Source organism: Ruminiclostridium cellobioparum DSM 1351 = ATCC 15832 (genome assembly GCF_000621505.1).
Classification (GTDB): Bacteria; Bacillota; Clostridia; order Acetivibrionales; family DSM-1351; genus Ruminiclostridium; species Ruminiclostridium cellobioparum.
Genome location: NZ_JHYD01000049.1, coordinates 1 through 24,777, shown reverse-complemented (window position 1 = coordinate 24,777; position 24,777 = coordinate 1). Strand labels below are relative to the sequence as shown.

22 protein-coding genes are annotated in these 24,777 nt (G+C 44.2%); 1 reads left to right on the top strand and 21 read right to left on the bottom strand.

Going from position 1 to position 24,777, the window contains the following annotated elements:
• Positions 1 to 34 precede the first annotated feature (34 nt).
• From T344_RS31265 to T344_RS0116945, 21 genes are all read right to left on the bottom strand, one after another.
• Positions 35 to 211 carry a hypothetical protein gene (locus T344_RS31265; RefSeq protein ID WP_169738705.1) on the bottom strand — a complete coding sequence of 59 codons (177 nt, stop codon included), beginning with the start codon at positions 209 to 211 and terminating at the stop codon, positions 35 to 37.
• 84 nt (positions 212 to 295) lie between these two features.
• Complete coding sequence (locus T344_RS0117040; protein ID WP_027629711.1) at positions 296 to 2,989, bottom strand: tail fiber domain-containing protein; 2,694 nt, start codon at positions 2,987 to 2,989, stop codon at positions 296 to 298.
• Between the two features lie 57 nt (positions 2,990 to 3,046).
• Positions 3,047 to 3,226: a hypothetical protein gene (locus T344_RS0117035; RefSeq protein ID WP_004627542.1), complete on the bottom strand. Its 180-nt coding sequence runs from the start codon at positions 3,224 to 3,226 to the stop codon at positions 3,047 to 3,049.
• Positions 3,227 to 3,245: 19 nt separating this feature from the next.
• Positions 3,246 to 5,795 carry a tail fiber domain-containing protein gene (locus T344_RS0117030; protein WP_027629710.1) on the bottom strand — a complete coding sequence of 850 codons (2,550 nt, stop codon included), beginning with the start codon at positions 5,793 to 5,795 and terminating at the stop codon, positions 3,246 to 3,248.
• Positions 5,796 to 5,840: 45 nt separating this feature from the next.
• On the bottom strand, positions 5,841 to 6,584 hold the full coding sequence (locus T344_RS0117025) for a tail protein (protein ID WP_027629709.1): 744 nt from the start codon (positions 6,582 to 6,584) through the stop codon (positions 5,841 to 5,843).
• Positions 6,581 to 7,453 carry a baseplate J/gp47 family protein gene (locus T344_RS0117020; protein WP_027629708.1) on the bottom strand — a complete coding sequence of 291 codons (873 nt, stop codon included), beginning with the start codon at positions 7,451 to 7,453 and terminating at the stop codon, positions 6,581 to 6,583. Before T344_RS0117020 ends, T344_RS0117025 begins: the two co-directional genes overlap by 4 nt.
• 56 nt (positions 7,454 to 7,509) lie before the next feature.
• Positions 7,510 to 11,094, bottom strand: a complete 3,585-nt coding sequence (locus T344_RS0117015; protein WP_027629707.1) for a putative baseplate assembly protein — start codon at positions 11,092 to 11,094, stop codon at positions 7,510 to 7,512.
• Positions 11,094 to 11,489 carry a GPW/gp25 family protein gene (locus tag T344_RS0117010; protein WP_027629706.1) on the bottom strand — a complete coding sequence of 132 codons (396 nt, stop codon included), beginning with the start codon at positions 11,487 to 11,489 and terminating at the stop codon, positions 11,094 to 11,096. The genes T344_RS0117015 and T344_RS0117010 overlap by 1 nt, the downstream gene beginning before the upstream one ends.
• A gap of 71 nt (positions 11,490 to 11,560) precedes the next feature.
• The gene (locus tag T344_RS0117005) at positions 11,561 to 11,956 is read right to left on the bottom strand and encodes a PAAR domain-containing protein (protein ID WP_027629705.1); all 396 of its coding nucleotides are present in this window, start codon (positions 11,954 to 11,956) and stop codon (positions 11,561 to 11,563) included.
• Between the two features lie 48 nt (positions 11,957 to 12,004).
• On the bottom strand, positions 12,005 to 12,724 hold the full coding sequence (locus T344_RS0117000) for a phage baseplate assembly protein V (protein WP_004627705.1): 720 nt from the start codon (positions 12,722 to 12,724) through the stop codon (positions 12,005 to 12,007).
• The gene (locus T344_RS0116995; protein ID WP_027629704.1) at positions 12,721 to 13,761 is read right to left on the bottom strand and encodes a phage late control D family protein; all 1,041 of its coding nucleotides are present in this window, start codon (positions 13,759 to 13,761) and stop codon (positions 12,721 to 12,723) included. The genes T344_RS0117000 and T344_RS0116995 overlap by 4 nt, the downstream gene beginning before the upstream one ends.
• A gap of 11 nt (positions 13,762 to 13,772) precedes the next feature.
• A complete protein-coding gene (locus tag T344_RS0116990; RefSeq protein ID WP_004627734.1) occupies positions 13,773 to 14,387 on the bottom strand; it encodes a CIS tube protein in 615 nt (204 codons plus the stop codon).
• Positions 14,387 to 15,739: a hypothetical protein gene (locus T344_RS0116985; RefSeq protein ID WP_027629703.1), complete on the bottom strand. Its 1,353-nt coding sequence runs from the start codon at positions 15,737 to 15,739 to the stop codon at positions 14,387 to 14,389. The genes T344_RS0116990 and T344_RS0116985 overlap by 1 nt, the downstream gene beginning before the upstream one ends.
• 91 nt (positions 15,740 to 15,830) lie before the next feature.
• Positions 15,831 to 16,307, bottom strand: a complete 477-nt coding sequence (locus T344_RS0116980; RefSeq protein ID WP_051571978.1) for a phage tail protein — start codon at positions 16,305 to 16,307, stop codon at positions 15,831 to 15,833.
• 35 nt (positions 16,308 to 16,342) lie between these two features.
• On the bottom strand, positions 16,343 to 16,528 hold the full coding sequence (locus T344_RS31260) for a DUF6760 family protein (protein ID WP_004627588.1): 186 nt from the start codon (positions 16,526 to 16,528) through the stop codon (positions 16,343 to 16,345).
• Entirely contained in the window at positions 16,525 to 16,893 is a 369-nt protein-coding gene (locus T344_RS0116970; RefSeq protein WP_004627776.1) for a hypothetical protein, read from the bottom strand. The genes T344_RS31260 and T344_RS0116970 overlap by 4 nt, the downstream gene beginning before the upstream one ends.
• Before the next feature lie 231 nt (positions 16,894 to 17,124).
• Positions 17,125 to 17,568 carry a phage tail protein gene (locus T344_RS0116965; RefSeq protein ID WP_004627763.1) on the bottom strand — a complete coding sequence of 148 codons (444 nt, stop codon included), beginning with the start codon at positions 17,566 to 17,568 and terminating at the stop codon, positions 17,125 to 17,127.
• Between the two features lie 22 nt (positions 17,569 to 17,590).
• On the bottom strand, positions 17,591 to 19,132 hold the full coding sequence (locus T344_RS0116960; RefSeq protein WP_027629701.1) for a phage tail sheath family protein: 1,542 nt from the start codon (positions 19,130 to 19,132) through the stop codon (positions 17,591 to 17,593).
• 60 nt (positions 19,133 to 19,192) lie between these two features.
• Positions 19,193 to 19,765, bottom strand: a complete 573-nt coding sequence (locus T344_RS0116955; protein WP_004627530.1) for a Pvc16 family protein — start codon at positions 19,763 to 19,765, stop codon at positions 19,193 to 19,195.
• Positions 19,765 to 22,002, bottom strand: a complete 2,238-nt coding sequence (locus T344_RS0116950; protein WP_027629700.1) for an AAA family ATPase — start codon at positions 22,000 to 22,002, stop codon at positions 19,765 to 19,767. Before T344_RS0116950 ends, T344_RS0116955 begins: the two co-directional genes overlap by 1 nt.
• Before the next feature lie 173 nt (positions 22,003 to 22,175).
• Positions 22,176 to 22,385: a hypothetical protein gene (locus T344_RS0116945; protein WP_004627619.1), complete on the bottom strand. Its 210-nt coding sequence runs from the start codon at positions 22,383 to 22,385 to the stop codon at positions 22,176 to 22,178.
• Between the two features lie 1,047 nt (positions 22,386 to 23,432).
• Here T344_RS0116945 and T344_RS0116940 point away from each other — a divergent pair.
• Positions 23,433 to 24,623 (top strand): IS256 family transposase, encoded by a 1,191-nt coding sequence (locus T344_RS0116940; RefSeq protein WP_117407520.1) that lies wholly within the window; start codon positions 23,433 to 23,435, stop codon positions 24,621 to 24,623.
• Positions 24,624 to 24,777: the final 154 nt, after the last annotated feature.

Below are 24,777 nucleotides of genomic sequence, written 5' to 3'. Positions count from 1 at the left end.
CTCAAATTTATGAAACCCGCACCTTGTGTTTCAGCTAATTACTTACCTCCTCTTTAGGCATCAGGTCCTCCAAAGCCTGTATTGCTCCGCTTATTCTCAAAAGTGTCTGTGTCAGATTGGCGCGTTTCGCATCCAGTTCCTCCAGAACCTTTTTTCCGTTTTCAAATTCGTTTTTCAATTCCTTTAGACGTTCCTCAAGCTGTTCTTTCATTTTTCAACTCCTCCAATTCGTAATAGATTTAATAATTTATTTTACCTTTGGGATTTTAAATTTATTGGAATTACAAGGTTCTTTTTACGAACCCTTAAGGGCTGCAACCTTTTTCTTTAACTTGTTCAGAATTTTCTCCTGCTCTTTGACTTCACTTACCAGAACTGCAAGGATCTCAACAGGACTTACAGCCTTTTTGTCGCTGGCCGCAAACACCTCGGGTACTTCTTCCGCAATGAAGCCCATGGTGGTTCTTCTGGAATCACCCTTGAAATTGAACTCAACCGGTTGAAGATTGTTAAGTGCGGACTGTGCCGAGCTCTTTGACAATTCTTTAATATTCTCCTTGTATTCCCTTGTGGAGGTATAGTACAGATTGCCGTCCACATACGTACCTCCGCTTGCATACAGACGCAGTCTGTCTCCGCCCGTTCCATAATAGGTATAGCTGATAGTCCTGTAGTAACCGCAGGGATTTTTCACCCAGCTGTAAGGACAGGTACTTACAAATTCAGTGGTTGTATATGACTGTAAATTGGTATCATTGGCTATTCCTATTTCGAGGGTCATATTTTCGCCCCCGCCCCGGAGTGCGTCCGAATAATACCTTATCCAGGCAGCATCTCCGCTGCCTCCGTATGGGTCCCTTGGCCACATTAAACCCTTGACGTCACAGTTTCCTACCCCGGGTATGATAGCACCCTTCGCTGCAAGATTTCCTGTAACTTTAAGAGAGCCGTTGACGTCCAGCCGGTCCCAAACCGATACTTTCCTTTCCTGTCCGGCCGACCTGTTTCCCACTATCATCAGAGTTTTATAGGTGCCCGTATCATTGGATATTTCAGCATTTTTTGAAGACAATTCCGTGAAACCGCTCCATACCGATGTAAATCGCAGAGGATTGGAATTGCTCATTATGCGTGTATAACCATATGAGTCCAGGCTGTCATTAGGCGCTGTAGTTCCTATTCCGGTCCCGCCTGCCGATATTATGGAAATATTATCATCTGCGTCGTTGGAGACACCGATTTCCAGGGTACAGGCTTCTCCCGATCTGGGATAATACTTGATCCATGCCGAATCTCCCGAACCTCCTCCGGGGTCATTCGGAAATACAATACCGTTGTTGCTTCCTGATCCTGCTGTTACATTCAGAGCCTGTGAGAGCTGCATGCTTCCGTTAACATAAAGTAGTCCTGCCACATCCAGCCTGTCCCATATGGCAACCTTCCTGCCCTGTCCGGCCGATTGGTTTCCAACTATCATCAGAGCCTTATGGTATGTGGTATCGTTGCATATTTCGGCCTGATTTGTTGTAAGATCAGGGAAAGCCGTCCATTCCGAAGTAAACCTTACAGGGTTTGACTTGCTCAGCAGTCTGACGCTTCCTGCCACGTCCAGCATATCGGCACCAGGATTGACTGTGCCTATGCCGACGTTTTTATTTGAATTCCATGACAGGACCGCCTTTTGCCCATTTTCCGCCGTACCCAGCAGACCTCCCTTAAAGCCCGATAATGCAGGTCCGTCCACTTCCATGCCTGAATATGTTCTTCCCTTGCCGTACCATGCCAGCGCCTCAATGGAATTACCGGGAGAAATCAATATTTTTTGCGGAATTGATAAACCGGCTTTGCTGGATACGGCTCCAGAACTTTCCACCTCCAGAACCGCTCCCTTTGATGAGAACAGCCTGCTGTGGCCGTGTTTATCAGCAAAGGACTTATTTATCATTTTATCCCAGTCGGCTCCATGGGCTATAGGGCTCAGGTCGAGACCTGTTCCGGCCAGCCACCGCTCCTCCTCGTCAGACCATACTATCCTGGCATCCGGCTCGTCTGCGCTTCCCCCGCGGAAAACCTCAAGGCCTCCGTCTCTCTTAGTCCATAACTCAGGTTTATCCACGTTTATACTGTTAACCTGCAGGATGTTTTCCTCTGTTTCAAATTCCGGCGTGGGTTTGCCGTCCTTTTTGGAAACCAGCTGTCCCTGAAACCACAGATCCTTGTCTATTTCAACTTCTCCGCTGAAATTTACCATTTTTGAAACCATATCCAGCTGGCTTTCGCTTGAGGTAACCTGTTCTGCTGCATTTACAAAAGGCACACCGTCTATCTTGTCACCAAATTTGAATATAAACTTTTTAAGTTCAAGTACACGTGCATAGGGTCCTGCATACACCCGCAGGGGAGTGCCGTCGGTATCGGTATCAAAAATACATGTACTGTCTATAATCACTTCATCATATACGATACTTGAACCATCACTGTTTTCAGTTTCCTTCCGCACAATTTTGGGTACCACCCTTGCCAGCAGGACATTTTTTTTGATGTCGGCCGGCTTTGTGCTGCTATGACTGAGCTGCCCCCGTTCCCATATATGGATCTCCTCGCCCTGACCTTTTTCATTATCCCTGTCGGCTCCTGTTTCGCAGTAGCTGACGGATATATATATATTGTCACCTGCATCATATTCGGAAAGATCAAGGGGATTGTCCGGGTGCCCCTCATATATCAGTATTTGCCTGCTTGTACTCTCTTTGACGTCGGCCCCGCTTTTCTCATCAACTAAATCCAGTGCAGCTCCCTCTGTAACAAGTACCTCCATGCTGCTGTCGATTACCGGCCTGACTTCAAGACCGCATATTATTCCCCAGGTGTGAAGATAGCGGTTATGGAATCCCTGAAGCCTTCGTATATAATCTTTATCCTGGCCATAGTCTTCTGCTTTTAAAAGGAGTCCGTCAAAGTAGTTCATTCTTTTTAATTCTTTTCCCATTTGCCTCTTCCTCCGGATACTCATAATACTGCAAAATACTCTGCATAAAGCCATTTATCAGGAAGCAGAGGCCTCTTCTTTGTGCACCATCTCCTCAAGCACCTGTATTGCTCCGTTTATACGAAGCAGTGTGTATGTAATATTGGAACGTTGATTTTCCAATTCTTCCATCACCTTTTGTCCGGCCTCCAGCTCAGCTTTCAGTTCATTGATTCTCAACTCGATTTGTTCTTTCATCCGTAAGTCCTCCTTTTTATTAGTTTTTCTGGGCAGCTATCTGTTCCAGATCCTGCTGCAGTTTGGTTATAGCCTTCCTTTGATCCTTTACCACACTTGTGAGAACAGCGATGATTTCCATGGGGCTGATGGCCTTCTGATCTTTGGCAGCCACTGCATTTGGCATTTCCTCAGCTATAAAGCCCAATGTTGTTTTTTCGTGATCCCCCTTGAAATTGAAGCTCACAGGATTCATTCCCTCAAGAATCTCCTTGGCTTTTTTTGTTTGAAGGTTTGAAATATTTTCCTTCAGATTGCGGGAGGAACTGTAATAGAAATAACCATCCACATAAACTCCTCCGCTGGCATAGAGCCTTATACGGTCTCCTCCGCCATAATATCCGCCTGTCCCGGGATCATTTGAAATTCCTATTTCAAGGGTCATGTTCTCTCCGCCGCCGCGGCTGGTATCCGAATAATATTTGATCCAGGCCGCATCCCCGGTACCTCCGTAATAGTCCTTGGGGAAGGTTATTCCGTTATTATCCCCTTTTCCGACACTGGGGATGATTGCACATATGGACTGGACATCGCCATTGACCAGGAGATTGCCGTTAACGTCCAATTTGTCCCATATGGATACCTTTCTGGTTCCGCTTGACCTGTTGCCCACAATCATCAGAGATTTGTAATTTGAGGTATCATTGCTTATTTCTGCCTGATTCGCCGCCTGATCCGGAAATCCGCTCCAGGAAGAGGTGAAACGCAGCGGATTGGACCCGCTCAGGACCCTCATCCAACCGTTTACATCCAATTTATCCCCCGGATTCAGGGTGCCGATACCCACATTTCCCGATGGCATCAGAGCAATATTGTCGTTTGCATCATTGGAAATACCTATTTCAAGAGTGCAGGCTTCACCGCTCCTGGCATAATATTTCAACCATGCGGTATCGCCCGAGCCTCCTCCGGGGTCACTTGGGAATATAATACCGTTTTTGCCGTTTCCCGCACTGGGAGTCAGCACCTGTGACAGCTGCATGTTGCCGTTCACATATAAAAAGCCGTTTACATCCAGCCTGTCCCATATGGCTACTTTTCTGGTCTGTCCGGCCGACTGGTTTCCTGCTATTATCAGAGCCTTATGATAATTTGTATCATTGCTTATCTCGGCACAGTTTTTATTATTGTCCGGCAGCCCCGACCACATGGATGTGAACCTCAGAGGGTTGGACTGGCTCAATATCCGTACACTTCCGGTGACCTCAAGTTTGTCATCCGTGGGACTTTGAGTGTCTATGCCCACGTTTCCCTGGCTGTTCCAGGATATTACCGGCTTTTGCCCGCCATCAGAGGTTCCAAGTATTCCGCCCTTCAAGCCATACAAAACCGGGCCGTCCACATTTATCCCGGCAAACAGCTTGTCGCTGCCGAACCAGCCCAGGCCGTGAGCCGTATTATCAGAGGCTCTCAGCAAGATGTTCTTATCGTTAAGGCAGAGATTCCCTTTGACTGACAGGTTCCCGGAATTGTCCGATTCCAGCGCATTTCCTCCCTCATAGCTCAGTACCGAATGCCTGTGGAGGTCATCCGCCATATCATTTTTTATCAGCCTTTCCCATATGGGTCCGTAGGCTATATCCCAGATATTGTCACCATACCCGATCTTCCAGTGTTTTTCGGATTCCGACCACACCAGCCTTGCATCAGGGTAATCGGTGGAATCACCTCTGTAGACCTCCAGTCCGCCATCCTGTCTTGTCCATTCACCCTCGGAGGGCTTGCTGTTAACCTGGACAAAGCAATTTGAAACCAGAAGTTCATTTTCCTTGGCATCATCATTTTGCAGCTTTCCGTTGACTATGAGATCACCCATAACGTTGACCGAGCCGGTAAAATTTGCCTTTGGTGCGTTAACCTCAAGCCCTATGCCTGCACTGCCCCTGTCCAGGGCTTTAATAGATGGCATTCCGGCTATATCTTCACTCAATTTGAATATTATTTTCTCTATAGCCAGTACACTGCCCGCAGGACCGGCGTATCTTCTCAGCGGAGTGCCGTCTGACTCCGAATCAAATATACAGTCCTTCCCCAGGTATTTTTTATTGTCAATCCATTGCATGCATACTCTGGCCAGAATTACATTTGCCATCTGATCAGGCGGTTTGGCCTTGGCAATTTTGATACGTCCCCGTTCCGATATGTGTATTTCTTTACCCTTGCCTTTTTCCAGATCATCCTTGTCCAAAAACTCTTCTTCGTAACTTACATAAATATACAAATCTTCTCCCGAGCTATAATCTGATAAGTCTATAGCCCTGTCGGGGTGATTGTCCGTTATATAAATATACTGGCTGGTACTTTCACCATTTGCCGTCACCGTCTGATTTATGGCGATTCCTTCCTTGACGGTCACTTGTAAATACTTCACCGACGGTTCAACCTCAAGACCGGCTACAATACCCCAGGTATGCAGATACCGGTTATGCAGCTGCTGAAGCCTCATCTGATATTCCTGATCAAGCTTGTAGTCTTCTGCTTCCAGCAGGAGTCCGTCAAAATAGCGCATTCTTTTTAATTCTTTACCCATTGCCACTTCCTCCGGATATTCATAATTATTTAACCTACCGATTGCCTAATCTTCTATCATACCTCCAACAAGAGTATCTCTTCCGACTTTTGAGTAAATTCCTATTCTCATTGAAGGTATTTCAACATTAAGCTTGTAATTTGCATAAAAAGGTTTTTCACTTTCTATGACCCTGCGCATCAAAGCCACCTTATTGTTCAGCATACTCCTGCTGTGGGCCGGAATTATTGCATTCACTGAAAAGAAGCAGGGTGATGAACTGCCAACCATGGTATTCCGCCCGATCTCTCTGGAGTTCCCTATTCTGGAGGTTTCCTGAAATTCATCAATTGATATGGTGGTTTCATCTCCTGCGTATAGCTGGAGGTATTCCAGCAGGCCATTGCAGGTTCCGCGCTTCTTATACAGCTGGACAATGGCACTTATCATATCCCTGTTTATGGTTGAACGTGTCTGCTCCAGCGGAAGCAGCTGGGTGGGCAGGGAGTCTTTCTGCTCCTTGTCCTCTGTCCCGTAAAATTCCGCCGCATCCTCCAGCTCAAGAGCCACCCATCCTGCAAGCCATTGCAGGAACTGCGGAGGAGCCAGGGCCGGATCAAGATATTTGTCGAATCTGTCCACCAATTCCTCTATACCGAAAGTTTCCTGTCTTTCTGTTCCTCCAGCCAGAATTTGTTCAAAAGCTTTTAAAAACCGGCCAAGAAAATAAGTGTCATCGGTCTGGGTATTTCCCTTCTGAAATATTCTGGGAAGGTATTGGGTATATTTGCTGTACTCCTCATAACTCATGCTTCCACCTCGATATTTAATTCTTTTAATTTAATGAGCTGGTGAGGTTTGAGAGCCGGAGCCTCCAGCTCTATCTGCTTTACATGATCAATCCCCGGAATCCGCTCCACAAGATAGTATAAGTCGGATTTATAGAGGTTTCGTCCAAGAGGCCAGCCTTTCTTTCCTTCACCGCCCTGTATGGGGTCTATATGCTCTTCTATGACACTTCGGATGGTATCGGCCAGTTTTTTATCCCTGGCGGCTACCAGCATGTTTATTTTGATGTCCTGATAATCGGGATCCACCACATGAACACGGTTTGTAAGAACCTTTCTTTCCGAAAGGTACTGTTTTACATACTGCTTGATATTATATGTCTCCTTCATCAAATCAGACTGATTCTGAGTAGACACGATGAGAATTACCGAAACATGTCCGAATTGTTCGGCATCCTCGGCCTTTTTGTTTTCCATATCCCTGTTGGCAAGACATATGGTCCTTGCGGATATATCGGGAAAATTCTCCTTAATATCCGGTTTCTCCATTAATGCCCTGTATGCCAGCATTTCATAATCCTCAACAGTAACGGCTCTGGTGCATTCCGAAAGCTGCTGGACTCCGCGCCGGATTCCCGAGGCCAGTTCCTCACCTTCGGCAAGCTGTATTCCAAGCAGCTTGAGGAAGCGCAGATAGTTTTTTTCCGGAATCTGATCAATACGGTAGATAATCATTTCACATAACCATGCAAACAATTCAACCAGTGTTATACCGGGATCAGAGGGATTGTGATTTGTCCATTCGGAAGTATATACCGGAATCAGGGATTTCGCTTCCTTCACCAGTTCTTCAAAAGTGACGTCGTCCAGGTTCTGTAATGGCAGCGACATTTGTCTACCTCCTTTCACATTATTTTTTATTGTAAATCAAATGTATTTACCGGTTGTCAATCCCGGGAAGTCATGCAGTAGCTGCAGGGTTCCGCGCCTGTCACATCACTTGCCTTTTCAAGGTACCTTCTGTCCTCTTTAAGAATTTCCGTTATGTGGCACTGGTCGGTTATATTGCTGACATCATGAATTATTCCGGTATCCCTGTTTAAAAGATAGGGAAATTGAAGGTCGGGCTTTTTGTTTATAAGATGAACACCGCTGAAAACAATTTCATCCTCTTCCAGGAAAACATCCCCCGACAGCACCTCGGTAATCTTCAGAGGCACTGTATTTGTATATTCATCATTACGGCTTAAATAAACAATATCGCGGGGTTCCGGAACAGCCATTTTGATAAAGAAGGTTTCCTGACCGGCCTTTATTTCATTTAATATGAAGGAGCGTATTGTCAGATCCTGTGTTACGGCTACTTCAATATCACTGCCTACAGGGTAGTCGGATGTTAAAGGACCTCCCTCATCTGTGATACACTCAAGGACATCTCCGTCAACAGATTTTATAACCAGCTTTTCAGTGGGATAGTTCCTGCACTTCAGTTCTATTTTATGTCCCTCCCTGAACCCTTTAACCAGGAGAGTCTTCACGGGCTTGCCCGGTTCCAGCTTCTGTGCGAGAGCGAATACTATCCTGTTATCCTTACTTTTAACAGCGCTGTATGTGGGGTATGGAATATCAGGTTTATACGGCCCGTCCTTAAGTTGTTCCAGATTGAGCGTGCAGCATTGGACCGAAGCTTTAACGGTAATATCCGAAATGTAATCAACACCGGGTGTATTCTTTATTACTGAACAAACTTCGGATATATACAAATTCTTTCCAAGGGTCCAGCCTGTTTTTTCCTGCCCGCCCCGCAGAGGATTTAAAAATTCTCTGAGATTATCGATAATCTGTCCCTCTATCATTTTTGACGACTCGGAATTAAAGTATTTTACAGCTGCTTCAACCCCTATACGTATATAATCCGGGCCTATTACATCCAGGCGGGGGTAATTGGCGGTATTCAGGACAGCTGCAATTCTTTCCGAGAGATATCTGTCTATTTCATTAAGCAATTCCTGGCTTGGAACGGGTTTTGGATCATTATATTCCGGAACCACGATTACCGTTGCCTTACCCGGTGTAAAATCCAGCTCCCGGTCCATTGTGGGAAAGCATTTAACCAATGCAATCTGAGGGGCGGCTTCACGCACCAGCCATTCCACATCTTCACAGGTTATTCCGCGGTCCCAGCTTTTCAAAGTGTGGGGCCCACGTATTCTTGATTCCCCGGTTTCCTCCTGGTCAAAGCCTCCGTCGGCAGCCAGGGGATTTGTTAATGAATCTATTCCGGCAAAATTATCCCACATCTTTTTAATGGTATTTGCCTGTACGTTTCCGCGTGCCCCGCCGCCATACCTGTAGTCAGAGATTATATTTTCCTTTCCTGCAGGCGGTATCATACCGCTTTTTCCGTCTCCGAAAGTAAGAGTTCCGCTGCCGGAATCAAGCATATAATGCCTGCCGTCCGGTCCTGAAAGCGAAAAACTCTGCACTTCCTCCCAGATTACCGGATCACTTTGTCCCAATGTTTCACGCACTTTTACCACCTGTCCCGGTAAAACCGGTGTACGGGCAAACTGGAAAATCTGATCGGGTTCACCGTTGCTCGAACCGATTATTTGCTCCTTAAGGGTACTTGCGTTCGCCCCCCATACGGCATTTGAATATATTGTGTTGATTTCAGGATGTGATTCGAAATAACCCTCTTCAAGCCTTGCACGTATCCAATACTGCCTGGCTCCAAAAAGCGGAGTCTTTTCTATGTCGGCAGGTATGACCAATTGCTGTATCTCTCTTCTTGTAAAATCCCTGATAGCATCATTTACACTCAATGTAAGCCATTTTCTGCCGTTCCAGTACTCCCAGGCTACCACAGGATTATGCCCTACCTGATCTCCGGTCAGCGGGAAAAACAATGACAGCGGCAAATTGCTTATATCCCTGTCAAATCCCAGGTATAAAGCCGGATCAGTATCAGTACAGGTTGAAAACAGTTTAAAGGTTTTCCCCTCGGCCGAACACTCATTTGTTCTGTCAACAAACAGGAAATTGTTTTCGGTAATTACAGCCTGAGGGCATTCTGACCTGGATGTATATATATAGTCAAATAATATTTCTTTGATTGAAGGGGGAAGAAAACTGGCCTGGGTATACACCACCTGAGAGAGATTTACTTCTTCGTTTTGTATTGTAACCGGCCTGGTGTCATAATTTATTGTGCTGTCGGTCCCATAATTTCCGGCTATTATTCTGAACCGTATCCAGTAGTCCTCCTCACCGTTCAAATTGTACAGGTCTATCTTGGGGCATTTGAATTCCAGCTTTCCGCTTTTGGTGAATGCCTCGGTTTCATCCCTGGTAACATTGCCCTTTTCTCCTGTATTGCCAATTTTTCCGAATTGGGTCCACTTAATCCCATTCCAGTGTTCCAATGCAATAATTATGCCAGAGGCCTGAGGAGAGGCCACCCCTTCCGACAGTTTCAAATTGACGGTTATTCTGGCACTTTCTTTTGAAAAAGCATCTTTACAGGATATATAAAAGGCATCATTAAATGACGGCCGTTCACCAAACGGATAAAAATCCTTGGTCAGATCTATGGGAGCATAATTAAATACAGCTGACTTTGATCTTAAGTCGGTCACCTGAATGTCAGCACTGATTTTGAAGCTCTCTATATCGGGAATGGAATCGGCATTCAGAAGAGGAGATTTCAATTCGGCAAATATCCAATAATATGTCCAGTCTTTCATTTCATTGCTTTTGTCATAACCGGAAATGGTTTTTTGAGAAATTCCTTCGGCTTTCGAAAAAGATATATCCCCGCTGGCAGAAAAAGCCGACTGCCGAACGCCTGTTTCTACCTTTAACGGGACGGCTTCACCCTTTTCATTAAAATAAAACCAGTCAATATCTGCCGGAGTATTTACACTTCCGTTCTGCTTGATATTCATTTTCAGGTTGATTACCGCATCCTTTAAATTTAAAAGGTTATTGTGTCCTATGTAGACGCGGTGCAGGACAGGCGTTTCTCCGCTGAACAGTTTTGCCTTACCGCCGGTGTTTTCGGCCGACAGCAGGAAATCCAAATCACTCCATTTGTCCTTTGAAGGATCTATGCCTGCTGCCTTCACAAGACCGGGACGGATCACTGTCAGATCATCTTCAGTTTCAAAAACCACTTCCTCCTGATTTTCCGGCTGCGCTGAAATCTTTGTCCCTGCGGGAATAAAGCCGTTTTTTTCCCAATCCTCCTTTAGTTTGAACACCAGAGCCGCCTTAGCCACCTTTGGAGAAATGGGGCTGACTCCTATCAAATTGAGAAAGGCTGTAAAATTCTTTTCAGGCGCTTTATTCAATGCTTCAATCACATGTCCCGTCATATTTGCAAATATGTTGATCAATGCATCTGCCTGCTTGTCCGATTTGATTTCTTCTATATCTTCAAATTCCGGACAATGATACAGCAGCAGACGTCTTATTTCATTTGCCAGTTCCTCCTGGCTGCGTTGGTCAATTTTTGGTAAAATAGTAGTCATTATTTCCCCACACTTTCAAGATAAAATGGATATACCAGATTTCCCTTGCTATTACTGGATTTGATAATATACTCAATATTGATTTCTATTACCGGTTCCTGGCGGCTCATGGTGGCCGTTACAGATTGTACTTCTATTCTGGGCTCCCAGTTGAGGAGTGCTTCCTCCACGTAAGTCTGAATCAATGTTGCAGTATTCAAATCGTTGGAGGCAAACACCATCTCATTCAGCCTGCACCCGAAATCCGGCCTCATTACCCGTTCTCCCCTGGCGGTACCCAGTATGAGCATAATAGATTCTTTTATTGATTCTTCGCCTTCCGAAGTACGCATTTTGGCTTTCTTTACGGAAAAGGGATATTTCAGGCCCTTCCCTAAAAAATCTATAACCTCCATAATAACCTCCCATATTTATTAATTTATCGCTTAACCTGTAAAAGGATATAAAGAAAAATAAGCTTCATACGTTAACCTCCTATGAGTACCGTTCCTGCCGCAATTACCTTCCCTACCGGCAGATCGGAGGGATCATTGCAGGTCATGGCGGTGTCCCCGTTTCTGGCCGCCATTTTCCCGTTTATTTTTACAGTGGCGCTTCCCATTTTTATTGTCCCCTTATTGCTGGGGGACCTCTGAAAGCTGTCGCCATTGGGGACGTGCGATGGTGTATTGGTTGCAGTAGAGTCCACCGTAGCAGCGGGTTTCCCCATTATGTTCACATTACTGCTCAGGGCTCCGTCTATAATCCCCGTAAATGGATGGGGCAAAGGGACCGGTACTTTACCGGAACCTACCGGTATCATCACAATATGTATGTCTGTTGCCGTAACCTGATCCCCCTGCTTTGCCGCCGGTTGTCCCATAAATACCCCTCCTTTCGTCTGTCAGTAACTAAAATTTATCCTTTTAAGCTAATTGATATTTACCGTAGCTCCCTTGATAGTCATATTTGCCGATGCTTTTACGTCCATTGAAGAAGAAGCTTCAAACTTTGTTGCAGCCGAAGATTTCATTTCAATTTCCTTTGCGCTTACAGAAAATTTGCCCTTGGCCGAAAACTCAATGTCCTTGTCAGAGTTTACGGTTATTTTGTTATCCTTTGTGCTGATAACAATTTTGTTATTGCCTGACTTGTCAATAACCTTTATATTCTCTTCACCATTTTTGTCATCCAGCTCAAGGATATGTCCCTTGCAGGATTTCAGCGTTATCTTTTCCTCGTTCTGCTTGTCTGAAAACTGCAAAATATGCCCGTTCCGTGATTTGATCACTCTGGTGTTGTTTTTTCCGTCGCTGTTGGTATCGGGCGGAGCGTCTTTTCCATTCCATAGGGCACCTATTATGAAGGGCCGGTTAACATCTCCGTTTTCGAATGCCACCAGAACTTCATCCTCTACTTCCGGAAGGAAAAAAGCACCTCTCTCTTTTCCGGCCATGAATGAAACAATTCTTGCCCAGTTTGATTCCTGCATGCCCAATAGAGGTATCTTGACCTTTACAAGGCCGGGCCCGGGCTTGTCGGAATCATTGGCCGAGTCATTCTTAACAACGACGCCGATCATCACGCCAAAAATCTTCTCTTCACTTTTTATATAATCAGTAAAATTTGAAATACTAATGCCCTCACTCATATTCCAGTCCTCTTTACTTTGAATGTAGTCATATATCCCGTTTTATCTATGTTATGAATAGTTGAAACAATATAATAGCTTCCGCTGAATCGCTCATCTATTCCCAAAATCTTAACCGACTTTCCGGCCCTTACCAGAGGATTGCCATAGCACTTGCCATGTCCCGATATAAATTCTTTCAGGAGGCTGTTATAGGCCGCTTTTGCAGCACTCTGCGCCTCGCTCAGATCAATGAGATTTTCAACCCAGACAGCTACCGGCGACTCTTCGATGGCTTTTGACGAAATATCAAAGCCCGATTCCTTTCCATCCATTTTTGTAGTTTCATCGCCCTTTTTGGCCGTTGCTTCCATTTCCTTCTTTTCTTTTATATCCCAGCCCCGGACCACCACCTGGCTTCCGCGTGTCAATGTCTTCAGCTCCAGCGTCAATTCCTCAAAATCCTTCCTATAAGTAAAGTCCGGAAGTTCAGGCGCTTTTGCCGCCCGTGATTTTACAAAATACATTTTCTTATCGTCGGCATATAACTCGTAATCCAGATATGCAGCCCTCTTCAACAAGAACTCGTAATTGCTGAGATTGTTTTGAAAAACATATGGGTAAACAGTTTTTGAATCGTCCACCTGGGGGGATAATCCGTGCTCCTTTGCTATCTCTCCCGCTATATCACTGTCTTTTTTCTTTGTGAAAACCTTGTTTCTGGTACCCATTCTAAGCCTGTGAAGCATATCATAACCCCTTATTTCCAAAATCGAGTGGCTGCACAGGTTTAGTTCCAGTGATGTGATTTCACCGCTGACCATGGTTTCCACCCTGTCAAGCCCCATTGATACGACTATTTTATCTCCGGGTTTGAAGGTTTTCAGATCTATGCCGCGCCATTTTCCATTATTGCTGTCTACCATGTTCAGCTTGATGGAAAACATTGCAGGCAGGTTTATCTCATCCTCTACAGTTACCGCTTCTACCGCATTCATCAGGTCCCCTGGAAAATCAGTACCGTTTAACTTTATTTTATAGTTTGCAACACTGCCCATAATCCATCACCTTAATCCGGTATAACCAGAGTCCTTCCGAAATCGTTCTTATCGGGGAAACCAAGCGGATTTATTATTTTGTTGACCTCGGCGATTATGCGCCATTTCATGGGATCTTTCAGTGCTTCATTGGCAATCAGGTCCAGCCTGTCACCACTCTTGACTATCCACAGCTTTCTGCAGGCCTCCCTGCCTTCTGCTATCTCCACCTTCTTTTCGGGTTCATCAGATATGAATGTGACATCCAGCAGTGATCTCACAGGAGTTCCGTCTTCTAAAAACATTGTAAACTTCTGATCAATTTTGCTGAGAACACCCCGGTATGTAAACTTTCCCCATATAAACAGGCATACGGGAGGTTTTTTTGTGCTTTTGCCGGGTACTTTGGGATCCAGCAGAGAGGTGATCTTTGCGGTCTCAAGCTTTACATCCCTCCGCCTTTCATAGGTATCATAAAACAGTGATACCTTAAACTCCGGAGTTTCTGTACGTATGAACTGCTTTTTGTCATTTTCCCCGGTATACTTTCCTTCAAAGGAAACAGTGTATTCATTTGGGTTGAACATTACCGTAATTGGACCTGCACCGGCCAAATCCAATGGAATTATTTGTGCCTTTTGTGCCATTATCTAATACCCCTCCGATCTTTTTGAATTCCCAGCCTCTTCTCTATCAGTCCGTATACTTTCTCGGCAAGCTGATTTATTTCCTCAGGACTGTCAATATTGGTCCTTTTGCCGTATGAAGAGGCGGTCAGGGCCTTTGTATATACTTCATTCCTTCCCGGCAGTATATCCCCGGCAAACTGATTTTCTGCCGCAGCAGGTTTTTCCATTTTGGGTTTATATAGTATCAAACCGGAATTTTTACTTTCGGGTAAAAACCCGGGCGTATTTTTTTGTGTCGGCATATGAGCCTGCCTGTGGGCCGCTTCCGGGTCCTGCTTTCCCCAGACCCTTGTTAACGGCACCGCGCTGTAATATAACTCTTTCAAAACCGTGTCCTTCCGGATATCAGTACGGCTCAGACGCTCATACCCGGCCCGGATCACTCTACTGTATGTCTCTTCAGTTTGCAGCAGTGTGTTTTTATTGATCCTGTAATGGTTTGAAAACTCTGTTATATTATTGAACTTCGTATAGTTAAATATTTGATGATAAGGTTTAACATTTTGGTGCGGCATTTCCCATTGTTTGAAAAACAAAGGCTCAACTGTGCTTTTATATTCATCCGGAGTATCTTTGCCGTTTTCTGTGCCGTACCTTTGTACCGGCGGTTCCCGGTGTGTAAATGGTGCTGCTTTTTCATTTTGAAAAGGCTTGAGCCCGGCAGGTATGTTTGTGTAATATGCCTTTGTGCCGCCGTTAAAATTCCTTATTCCGGTATGCAGGTATGAATTTCTCTGCAGAGTTGTCGTATTATATTGCAATATGCTGCTGCCTGGCAATATTTTGTAATCCGGTAAGGTATTCTCATCGGCTGCCGGCCGGCCAGTGTAAATATTTACGGTGCGGTAATGTGAAGCTTCCCTTGTATGCTCTGAAGTTTTAACACTTTGAGCCCGACCGGTATTTTTAATATATACTGTCCTGTCCGGAAGTCTTTCTCCTCCGGTTTGCTCGCCCGGAAAAGCGGGCTTATTCATTAGCTTTTCCGAATATATATAAATGGGTACCGGTTTTTCCTTAATTGTTTTCAAATAAACCGGCTCTCTCCCGACTTGAATATTTATAATGGGTTTATATTCATTTAAGTACCAACTGTGATTATTGACCACTCCGGATATACTTTCCATTTTTATTGGACTGGTTTTTTCATAATCCCTTGTACCCATCTTGAAAACTAAACTGCCGAATTGCTTCCTGAACCTGTTGATCCCGTATTTTTCAAATATTTTATGTGCAAAATATTTATCAATTTGCTTGTTTAATGATGCAGGTATGCTTCCCGCCGGCTTTAATTTCTTTATTTTCAGCATGTTTACCAACCCTTACAATCCATGTATGCAACCTTACAATCCGTGTATGCAAGCATACTTTTCCTGACGGAGGCCGTATAACATGTTTTTTTTATCTGTGCATCTGAATTCCATTATGCGTCAATACAATACTTTCAGCGGCGACAGTACTGCTGCCTGCACTGAAAGCAGGTCCCTCCCACTTTATGGGGCATGCGTCCAGGAAATCCCACCAGATGCTTGGATTGCCAGAATAATCAAGCAGGCAGATGGAACCGTTCCTTCTGGTTATTACACCGTTTATTACCTGCTGGTACCAGTTCCACAGGTAATCATCACTTGTTACCCCATGCTTCAGAGTTATGTCACTGTATTTTGTCTGTGTCAGAAACGCATATTCCTTATGATTTTCGCCTCCGAAGGTTTTCCGTTCAACCTGGGTCTCGATGCTCAGACCCGAAACATCAGTAAAACCGCCGACGGTGACCCCGTCTATTTCAACTACAAAGTTAAAGGCGAGGTAAGGATCCTTCCTGCTTCCAGGAACCCAGTTCCTTCTTTGCTCAACGTTAACCATTTTATATTCCATGGTAACCTCCTAAACCTCAAGAAAATTCGATATTCCTATACTCCGAAGAAATCTTTTTCATTTTCATCTCCATTGAGTTTCTTGTTAATCTGGCTGACTTCCCTGCACCAACGTTCTCTCTCAAAGTGTTCCAGGCCCATTACCGTTTTGTAATCCCAGTGCAGGTAATAGGACAAAAAGGCTACCTCCTCGTAGAGGCGGTCGAGAGGGTAGCCGGTTATTCCCCCAGCGTCTCAGCCTCTATCTCAAAACTGTGATCGCATTTGGGACATTGGGTTTTGATAACATTTGCACCGTTCTGGTTGATTCTGTTATACAACTCCTGTAAATAGGAGAAATCCGACGTATATAATTCCTCAATCACTCTTGGTGTTATCATCTTAAGCGAACCCAGGCTTGTCACAACTCTGGAGAGCAGTATTATGGACAAGTATGCCGGATTTTGCTGCACTCTGGCATCCCGCAGCGGCATGATCTCATCAGCTGCTGTCGCAAGCCTCATAATTCCCTGTTTATGTACCGTACCTGTCTCATCCACATATCCTTTGGGCAGGGTAAAATTAAATTCGGTCTGTAAAAAATCCATTTGAGCAACCTCACTTTATTAATAAGAATTATAGGTATTTTGCCTGCCCTCCAGGGTTGATGTGGAGGGCTTGCAAAACATTTGAACCAAGCCTTTCAATTTTAGGGGCAAAAGAAGCTTGATAAAATAGTTATTGAATATGACCTGCTACCTCATTGTATAAACTTTTGCGAGTATGTTATCATTTCAATAAACACAAAACTGCATATAGCTTCTTAGAAATAATTCCTTTTATTTGACTCTGGTAATTCCTTCATGAGCCAATTCAATTGATTCGACACTGACTTCGTTGCCCTTTGCGCTGAATGCACTGACATCATATTTGATAGGCCATGCCTCGACGACGTCCCACTGTGCCTTTTCATTGCCTTCTTCATCCACAAGTATGACGGATAGGCTCTTTCTGTTGTTGAGAGCACCTTTTTGAACAACCGCTTTACGCCAGTTGTACAACTCCATTGAATCTGTAAGTCCTCTTTTAAGAGTTACATTTCCGAATTTGGCGAGACCGGACAGTTTTCTGGAGTGAGGTGCATCTGTCCCCTCCCTGTATTCAACAGCTTCTGTCGATGTGTCCGGTATTGTGGCATCTGAAAATGCAGCTACCTGAATACCGTCTATAACGACTCTGAATCTAAAATTCCTGTATGGATCTATTCTCTTGCCTGTAGCCATGGTTTAATCTCCTCTCTGGTTGTTATTTGGCCAGCGTCTTTTGGCTGACTTTGATTATTACGAATTCTGCCGGTTTAACAGGAGCCACACCCACTTCAATTACCAGCTGGCCTGCATCTCTTACGGCAGGAGGGTTGTTTTCCTCGTCTACCTTCACAAAGAATGCCTCTTCAGGTGTTGATCCATATAATGCGCCGTCTCTCCATACCCTGGTCAGGAAGGCTGAAAGATTTCTCTTTACTTTTCCCCACAGAGATGGTTCATTTGGTTCGAAAACTACCCACTGGCTTCCCTTGTCTACCGATTCCTCAATGTACATCATCAGACGTCTGATATTTATGTATCTCCATTCCGAGTCGGAAGAAAGTGTTCTTGCACCCCAGATGCAGATACCTTCCGGCAGGGAGCGGATAACATTTATTCCTATAGGATTCAGAAGTTCCTGCTCTCCCTTTGTTATAATTTTTTCCACCCCTACAACAGTGTCAAGATAACCGTCGGTTGTTCCTGCCGGAGCCTTATGAACGCCTCTTGAAGAGTCAACGTATGCATAGGTTCCCACTATTGATCCCGATGGGGGAATAAGCTTTTTCTTCCCTGTGAGCGGATCATTGATATAGACCCAGGGATAATACAAAGCGCCATAAGAGCTGTTAAAGGCATTACCGGCAAATCTTTCCGACACACCTTCCTTGAAGTTCTTGACTTCTTGCGGTGTCAGCCCGTGAGGAGCATCTGCAACAAAGAAGCAATCCTTTCTCAATCTGCAATAGTTCAGCATCTCCAGAATAATATTGCGGCTACCGGCCAGATCTGCCACATCAGGAGCAGCTAAAATATTGATTTCATCAATAATATCAAAAGCATGGATTCCAATTTTTTGATTTATTGGGTCAAGGTATTCAACTGAGGATATTCCGTTCTTTCCTTCTTCCAGATCCACGAACTCAGTTGTAAGTTGCGGTTTCTTATCACGGTTTTCCAGAATTGTAAGGTCAACCAGCGGGCGTATTTTTATAAAAGATGAAACATCATTGATCTTATCCTCGCAGTTGAATATCAGCAGATTGTCAAAGATCTCGACTATCTCTCCCTCTACCTCCTCACCAACATATTCATCGTTAAATGAACTGAGCTCGGTATACTTGATGGTCAGTTTGAAACCTGCCGGCTGTCCATTTGACGGTTCTTCGATGGTGAAGGAAAGTCTGTTGCCCCAGTCTCCTTCGGAACGTGCACTTATTTCCAGAAGATTGTCACCTTCGGTATCCGTTACCACTTTAACCGCATTTTTGACATCGGATGAAGCTGCTCTTACAACGTAGCAGGATGTGCCTCCCTCAGCAAAGAAATTGTAAACTGCATATGCCAGGTAAGCATTTGGTATGAAGCCTCCAAACTCACTTACATACTGGCTCCAGTTGGTTACAAGTATTGCTTTGCCGATTACGCCTCTCTCGGCAAGTCCAATAAAAGCACCTACCGCTGTTCCAACACCGGCTATCGGTTTTACTCCGCTGGAAACTTCCTCTACATAAACCCCTGGTGATAAATAATTTGGCATTTCAAGTCCTCCTTGTTATAACTGATTTTTATGGCCCGTTTTTATTAAGGCCTATAAAACTTAAATTTTGTGAACATTGAGATCTTTTTCAAGAACTCTTGGTATTGTAATTATCTTTTCGGACGGCAGTTTGACCGGAGAAATCAAATAGGACAAACTGAGCTTTGCAGGTTTTCCGGGAAAAACCTCCCATAGCTGCTTAATATCCTGTAATGACAGATTATTGTAGGAAATTCTTATTTTCTCGTTTCCGCAAGCCGCCAGATTTCCTTTTAAGTCGTCTCCGCTTAGTACTGCATGTTCGTGAAACAATTGAAACAGTTTTCCAAGTATGAGAAGTTCGGTATCCCTGTCTTTTGCATAAGGTGTCATTAAGTAAAAAAGGTCCAGATACGCGGGTGGATTATAAAACAAAATTGTGTCTGCCAGAGATTCTTTTTCACTGTTTCTCATACTTGGGCTTTCGGTAAGATAATATAAACACATCGAGAGGCAGATATTTGATGAATCTATGTCACTTGGCGAACCAAAACTGATATAGCTGTCATCATTCAGTTCGGGTACATTTGCCTTGATCAAAGCTTTTAAGCTTGCACTGACATCTCTTATTACTGTGCGCGATTCCACAGGCATTATTTCTTCACCTCAATCAGTTGATAATATGGGGCGTAATCCGACATTAAAAATGTCTTGCCCAGCTTTTTGTATTCCCGTTTGGCAGCCAGCATTATATCCTTTATGCCTATGCTGCCCGATGCATGGGCTGCATAAAAAGCAGCGTTCAATGCAATATTTTTTATATTCCCCCCTGCCAGTACAAATTTTTCTGCCAGGAAGTCATAGTCCAGATCCCTGTCTACCGGAGCCGCTGCAGGAAATATACCCTGCCAGATAAGTTTCCTCTGTTCCCTGTCAGGGAAGGGAAAGTTCACATTGAAATGCAGTCTCCGCAGGAATGCTTCATCAATATTTTGATTCAAATTAGTGGCCAGAATTACAATTCCGTCATACTCTTCCATCCTTTGCAGCAGATAACCGATCTCCACATTTGCATATCTGTCGTGGGCATCCTTTACCTCCGAACGTTTTCCAAAAAGTGCGTCGGCTTCATCAAAAAACAGTATGGCATTTGAAGTTTCAGCTTCTTTAAATATCTCTTCAAGATTTTTTTCGGTTTCACCTATGTATTTGCTGACTACCTGTGATACATCGATTTTGTAAATTTCAAGCCTGATTTCATTTGCTATTACTTCTGCCGCCATTGTTTTGCCGCTGCCCGGAGGCCCGGAAAACATAATATTCAAACCTTTTCCAAGAGATAACCTTTTCTCAAACCCCCATTTTTCATATACCAGTGAACGGTATTTCACCTGGTTGCATATCTCCTGCATCTGTTCCATTTGTTCCTCGGGCAGTACCAGCATTTCCATGGTGTAAAGCGCTTTTATTTTAGTGGCCAGGGTGCCAAGTTTCTTATTGGATTGGGCATAACAGGAATTGTACAGTTCTTCTCTCCCAATCCTTCCATTTTCGGCCAGGTTCCATACCGAGCTGCTTTCGCCAAGCCTGAGCGCCGTTTTGATCTGACCCTGGGTGAACCTGAAATTTTCCGAAAATTTATCCAGATCGACATCATCATCCAAATTATATTCCCGGCTCTGCTGTTCCCAGCAGTTCCTTCTTTCTGTCCCGTTGGGATACGGAAACTCGATTCCTGCAAAGGCAGCGGTATTGCTTGTATCTGTCGGATTCCATGGAGCATGTCCCAGAATGAAGGTCAAAGGTATAAGACTTTGAAGCCTTTGAAGGAGTCTGTTCTGTTTGCTCTGATGATTTGCCTCTTTCAGCAGGAGATCGGCATTCTTCAGACATATGGCTGCATTGCTCACCCTTGCCTGACGCTCCAGCCGCCTGAATAATTCCTCAAAGCCATCTGCCAGCAGCATTCTCTCCACATCCACCATAATCAGCGGCAGTCCCAGGCGGTCGCAGATAGCAATAACCTGTTCTGTTTTCCCTACCCCCTGGGGGCCATAGAAATAAAAAACCTTATTAAGTCCTTCTCTGCCCGTATCCCGGTAATAGTCAACAAACCTGATTATTCTATCTCCCAGTTCGGACGAAAAACTGTTTTCTACTGCAGGAGATGTGCCATACTTACATTTGCCGGCCGGCATAATAAATTCCGCCACTTGTACAAGCTGGGCATCCGGTATGTTAATATCAAGCAGATAGTTTACAACCCAGTCATCCAGTTTCAAATGCCTGGTGATCAAGGGTATCCAACTGTCCGACAGCTCATTGTGCAGTTCCATAAGATATCCGGCAAGCGGCGCCTGAATATCAAATACACTCCGGATAAGATTTCTTTCCTGTTCCTCAAGCTGGAATATTTGGACCAGCATATCAATGGTGGGCTTTTTTTCTGTCATATCATTTTGCAGGAAACCGTATACCTTTTGGTATTTTTGATCGACTTCAGGCGCCAGGCAGGCAATTATGCAAAATTGCTCAAATTCTCCAAGTCCGTATATCCATGAAAGGTATTGAAGAGAGATGTGTCTGCCCTGCTCCCTTCCGGCTTCCAACCTTTCGGCAATCAGTATGTCCAGCTGACTGATTTGGTTTTCAATTTGTTCCTTATCACTGCCATAGGTGCTGAAACCCTTCAGTAAAGTAAATATTTCATCTTCGGATGTGAGTTCCGGCATATCGGAGTTTATAGTACCGGCATCCAGGCAGCTCTGGATATATAATATAAGTTTCAGGTCCAGCCGCTTCAGTTCTTCTTCTATATACTCCAGGCTTGAATAAAACGGTATGACAGCTTCCCTGGTTGTCTTGCTCAAGTCGTATTCTGTAATATTCATTTGATCCTACCCTTTTAATTTTTTTAGCCATACCTGTGTGATTTTCAGGGAATACAATACATATTGATTAATATATAAATATTGATCAATATATTGTGGTTTTTTCTCTTACACTATATATGGTAAAAATAAAAAGCACTTTACAACTGATTTTAAAAATTTTTTAATTTTTTTTACAATTTTATGGCCGACAGTTCTTTTTCAATGGCTTCCAACAGCACTACAACATTGCTGACTCTGAGATTGGACGACCAGTAAGACTGAAAAAGATTCTCATATTCGATATCCTTCTGCAATTTTTCTTCCTTACATGAGTCCAGGACTGAACTGTTTTTGGAATTGATTTTTTTCAGCATTTCGATAACGCTTCTAAGCTGTTCCATACGGGCTCTCCTTTTTTACTCTTTATTTTGTTGAGGCTTTTTGTGCTTCCTCACATAATATGGAAATTATAAATGGGATTTAACAACCGAAAATAAAAAAAGGTCTTAACAGATGTTTTTTATCTGTTAGAACCTTGATTATTCCATGCTTTTTCAGTTTCTCAGCCCAAAGTATTATGGATTGTTATGTACGCCGTTAGCCCCAGCTCTGTTCTCTGCTGATTGAGCTGATTTTTACATCAGTTCTTTGGTTGAAAATCCTTACCCCTGTCAGCGACGTGTTACCTCTGCTTTCCATTTTCAAGCAGCGTAGGGTAAATACCCATGCACAGATTGAGAAGGAATTTGAGGGCAATTTGGCGACTGTTTGTTTCGATACTTTTCCGAACAAATTGTGCTGAATTCCCATATTGATTCTGGTGCTGATAGAGTAGACGGGTGATATTTCTCACCCGCTCCGGGTAGAAGGGCTGCGCAATTCGCAGCCCAGACCCCACAGAACTAGGCGTGTGGATTTCCCGCACACGGCTTTCCGACAACCTTTATTCGCATGCTTACGCTGAAAAGAAAGTCTTTTAAGCCCTTTTGCTATTAACATTCTTCAGAATGAGACTTATCTTTGATAAGAGTATTCTTCGATTCCGTTTCTTATTCCACCATTTCGTGAACCACTGGAGTTATGCTACCGATTTTAGTGTGGACCATGGGGTCGAAAATTATAGCAGGTTAAAGAGGGATGGTCGCAAGCGACCTCCCCTCGGATTACATCAGCCCACAATGCGGGCTGAAAGGCATTTGGCATAAGTGGTCGGATTTTATGCAATGGGGTTGATATTGGAGGTTTCTAATTATTAATATTATGCCTACTCGATACGTAAGAAAGGCAGCTACCTCTTTTGAGATAACCGCCCACAATAAGTTTACTTTATAATAATTTATCTAATCGAGGCTGAATATTAATCCGTGTAAATGTCAATAATCTCCATAACAAACAAAACGGAGGTTATGAAAATGAGACAGTCAAAGAACATTCTCACGGACAAGGAAATGGAATTGGTTAGTCTGCTGATGCAGGACTGCCAAAGTACAGGTGATATTCAGTCAAAACTTAAAAGGTTGTTCGCCGGTACAATCGAACAGATGCTGGAATCTGAGATGGAGGAACACCTGGGCTATGAAAAAAACAGTATCGAAGGAAACAATTCCGGAAATAGCCGTAACGGCTACAATCACAAGACCATCATCAGCGATTACGGCGAAAGTGAAATTGCCGTGCCCCGCGACCGCAACGGCGAGTTTGACCCGAAAGTCCTCGAAAAGCGGCAGACCAGGACGGATGAAATCGAACAGAAAATCATGGCGATGTATTCCAAAGGGATGAGCCAGCGCGACATCGAGGACAATTTGAGGGAGATTTACGGGGCAGAGATACCGCAGACGCTGATTTCCAAAATAACAGATAAAATTCTACCGGAAGTAAACGAATGGCAGAACCGGCCGTTGGAATTGCTATATCCGATCGTATACTTTGATGGGATAATGTTCAAAAGCCGCAAGGACAACCAGATCATCAACAAATGTGTCTATTCAGTTTTGGGTATAGATATGAACGGTCAGAAGGATATTTTGGGCATCTGGATTAGCGAAAACGAGAGTGCAAGCTTTTACGCGTCAATCTGTTCTGACCTGAAAAAGCGCGGTGTGCAGGACATCTTCATTGCCTGCCATGATAATTTGAGAGGGCTCGGTGAAGCGATAAATGCAGTATTTCCAAAGGCTAAGCAGCAATTGTGTATTGTTCATCAAATACGAAATTCAACCAAGTTTGTGCAGTACAAGGACAGGAAGCAGATATGCGCAGATCTGAAGAAAATCTACGGAGCAGTGAATCTTGACGATGCCGAGTATGCAAAAGAGGAATTCAGGGAAAAATGGGATAAGAAGTACCCATCCATCTTGCGGTCCTGGGATACTAATTGGGCAGAACTTACCACTTTTTTCAGCTATCCCGAACAGATCAGGCATTTGATTTATACGACAAACGCAGTGGAAGCATATCACAGAATGGTGCGGAAGTTTACGAAAGCAAAATCCATTTTCCCCACCGATGACTCGATTCGGAAGGTGGTATTCCTTTCAGCAAAAGAAATTACGAAGAAGTGGACGCAGCCTTCAAGGGACTGGGCAATGGCGTATAGCCAGATAATGATATACTTTGCAGACAGGTTTGTTGCATAAAAGCCCTGAGGGCTCTGCCCTCAGACTCCCAAGGTTTATCCGCAAGAACTTACCGATGAAAAGAAAAAAGGCGAACAACAAGGCTCGCCATTCATCGTATAAGCCGCAGCAAGCGTTGGGTCGCTCCTCAGCGTTGCCCGATTTATGCTACAGT

Excerpts from the sequence above, each read along its gene's own strand:
- T344_RS0117020 (WP_027629708.1), bottom strand. The coding sequence starts at position 7,453 with ATGTCGCTGCCATTACAGAACCTGGACGACGTCACTTTTGAAGAACTG.
- T344_RS0117030 (WP_027629710.1), bottom strand. The coding sequence starts at position 5,795 with ATGGGTAAAGAATTAAAAAGAATGCGCTATTTTGACGGACTCCTGCTG.
- T344_RS0116960 (WP_027629701.1), bottom strand. The coding sequence starts at position 19,132 with ATGCCAAATTATTTATCACCAGGGGTTTATGTAGAGGAAGTTTCCAGC.
- T344_RS31265 (WP_169738705.1), bottom strand. The coding sequence starts at position 211 with ATGAAAGAACAGCTTGAGGAACGTCTAAAGGAATTGAAAAACGAATTT.
- T344_RS0116970 (WP_004627776.1), bottom strand. The coding sequence starts at position 16,893 with ATGGATTTTTTACAGACCGAATTTAATTTTACCCTGCCCAAAGGATAT.
- T344_RS0116940 (WP_117407520.1), top strand. The coding sequence starts at position 23,433 with ATGGAATTGGTTAGTCTGCTGATGCAGGACTGCCAAAGTACAGGTGAT.
- T344_RS0116995 (WP_027629704.1), bottom strand. The coding sequence starts at position 13,761 with ATGGGCAGTGTTGCAAACTATAAAATAAAGTTAAACGGTACTGATTTT.
- T344_RS0117000 (WP_004627705.1), bottom strand. The coding sequence starts at position 12,724 with ATGAGTGAGGGCATTAGTATTTCAAATTTTACTGATTATATAAAAAGT.
- T344_RS0117040 (WP_027629711.1), bottom strand. The coding sequence starts at position 2,989 with ATGGGAAAAGAATTAAAAAGAATGAACTACTTTGACGGACTCCTTTTA.
- T344_RS0116980 (WP_051571978.1), bottom strand. The coding sequence starts at position 16,307 with ATGGAATATAAAATGGTTAACGTTGAGCAAAGAAGGAACTGGGTTCCT.
- T344_RS0117010 (WP_027629706.1), bottom strand. The coding sequence starts at position 11,489 with ATGGAGGTTATAGATTTTTTAGGGAAGGGCCTGAAATATCCCTTTTCC.
- T344_RS0116965 (WP_004627763.1), bottom strand. The coding sequence starts at position 17,568 with ATGGCTACAGGCAAGAGAATAGATCCATACAGGAATTTTAGATTCAGA.
- T344_RS0116955 (WP_004627530.1), bottom strand. The coding sequence starts at position 19,765 with ATGCCTGTGGAATCGCGCACAGTAATAAGAGATGTCAGTGCAAGCTTA.
- T344_RS0117005 (WP_027629705.1), bottom strand. The coding sequence starts at position 11,956 with ATGGGACAACCGGCGGCAAAGCAGGGGGATCAGGTTACGGCAACAGAC.
- T344_RS0116950 (WP_027629700.1), bottom strand. The coding sequence starts at position 22,002 with ATGAATATTACAGAATACGACTTGAGCAAGACAACCAGGGAAGCTGTC.
- T344_RS0116945 (WP_004627619.1), bottom strand. The coding sequence starts at position 22,385 with ATGGAACAGCTTAGAAGCGTTATCGAAATGCTGAAAAAAATCAATTCC.
- T344_RS0117035 (WP_004627542.1), bottom strand. The coding sequence starts at position 3,226 with ATGAAAGAACAAATCGAGTTGAGAATCAATGAACTGAAAGCTGAGCTG.
- T344_RS0116990 (WP_004627734.1), bottom strand. The coding sequence starts at position 14,387 with ATGGCACAAAAGGCACAAATAATTCCATTGGATTTGGCCGGTGCAGGT.
- T344_RS0116985 (WP_027629703.1), bottom strand. The coding sequence starts at position 15,739 with ATGCTGAAAATAAAGAAATTAAAGCCGGCGGGAAGCATACCTGCATCA.
- T344_RS0117015 (WP_027629707.1), bottom strand. The coding sequence starts at position 11,094 with ATGACTACTATTTTACCAAAAATTGACCAACGCAGCCAGGAGGAACTG.
- T344_RS0117025 (WP_027629709.1), bottom strand. The coding sequence starts at position 6,584 with ATGAGTTATGAGGAGTACAGCAAATATACCCAATACCTTCCCAGAATA.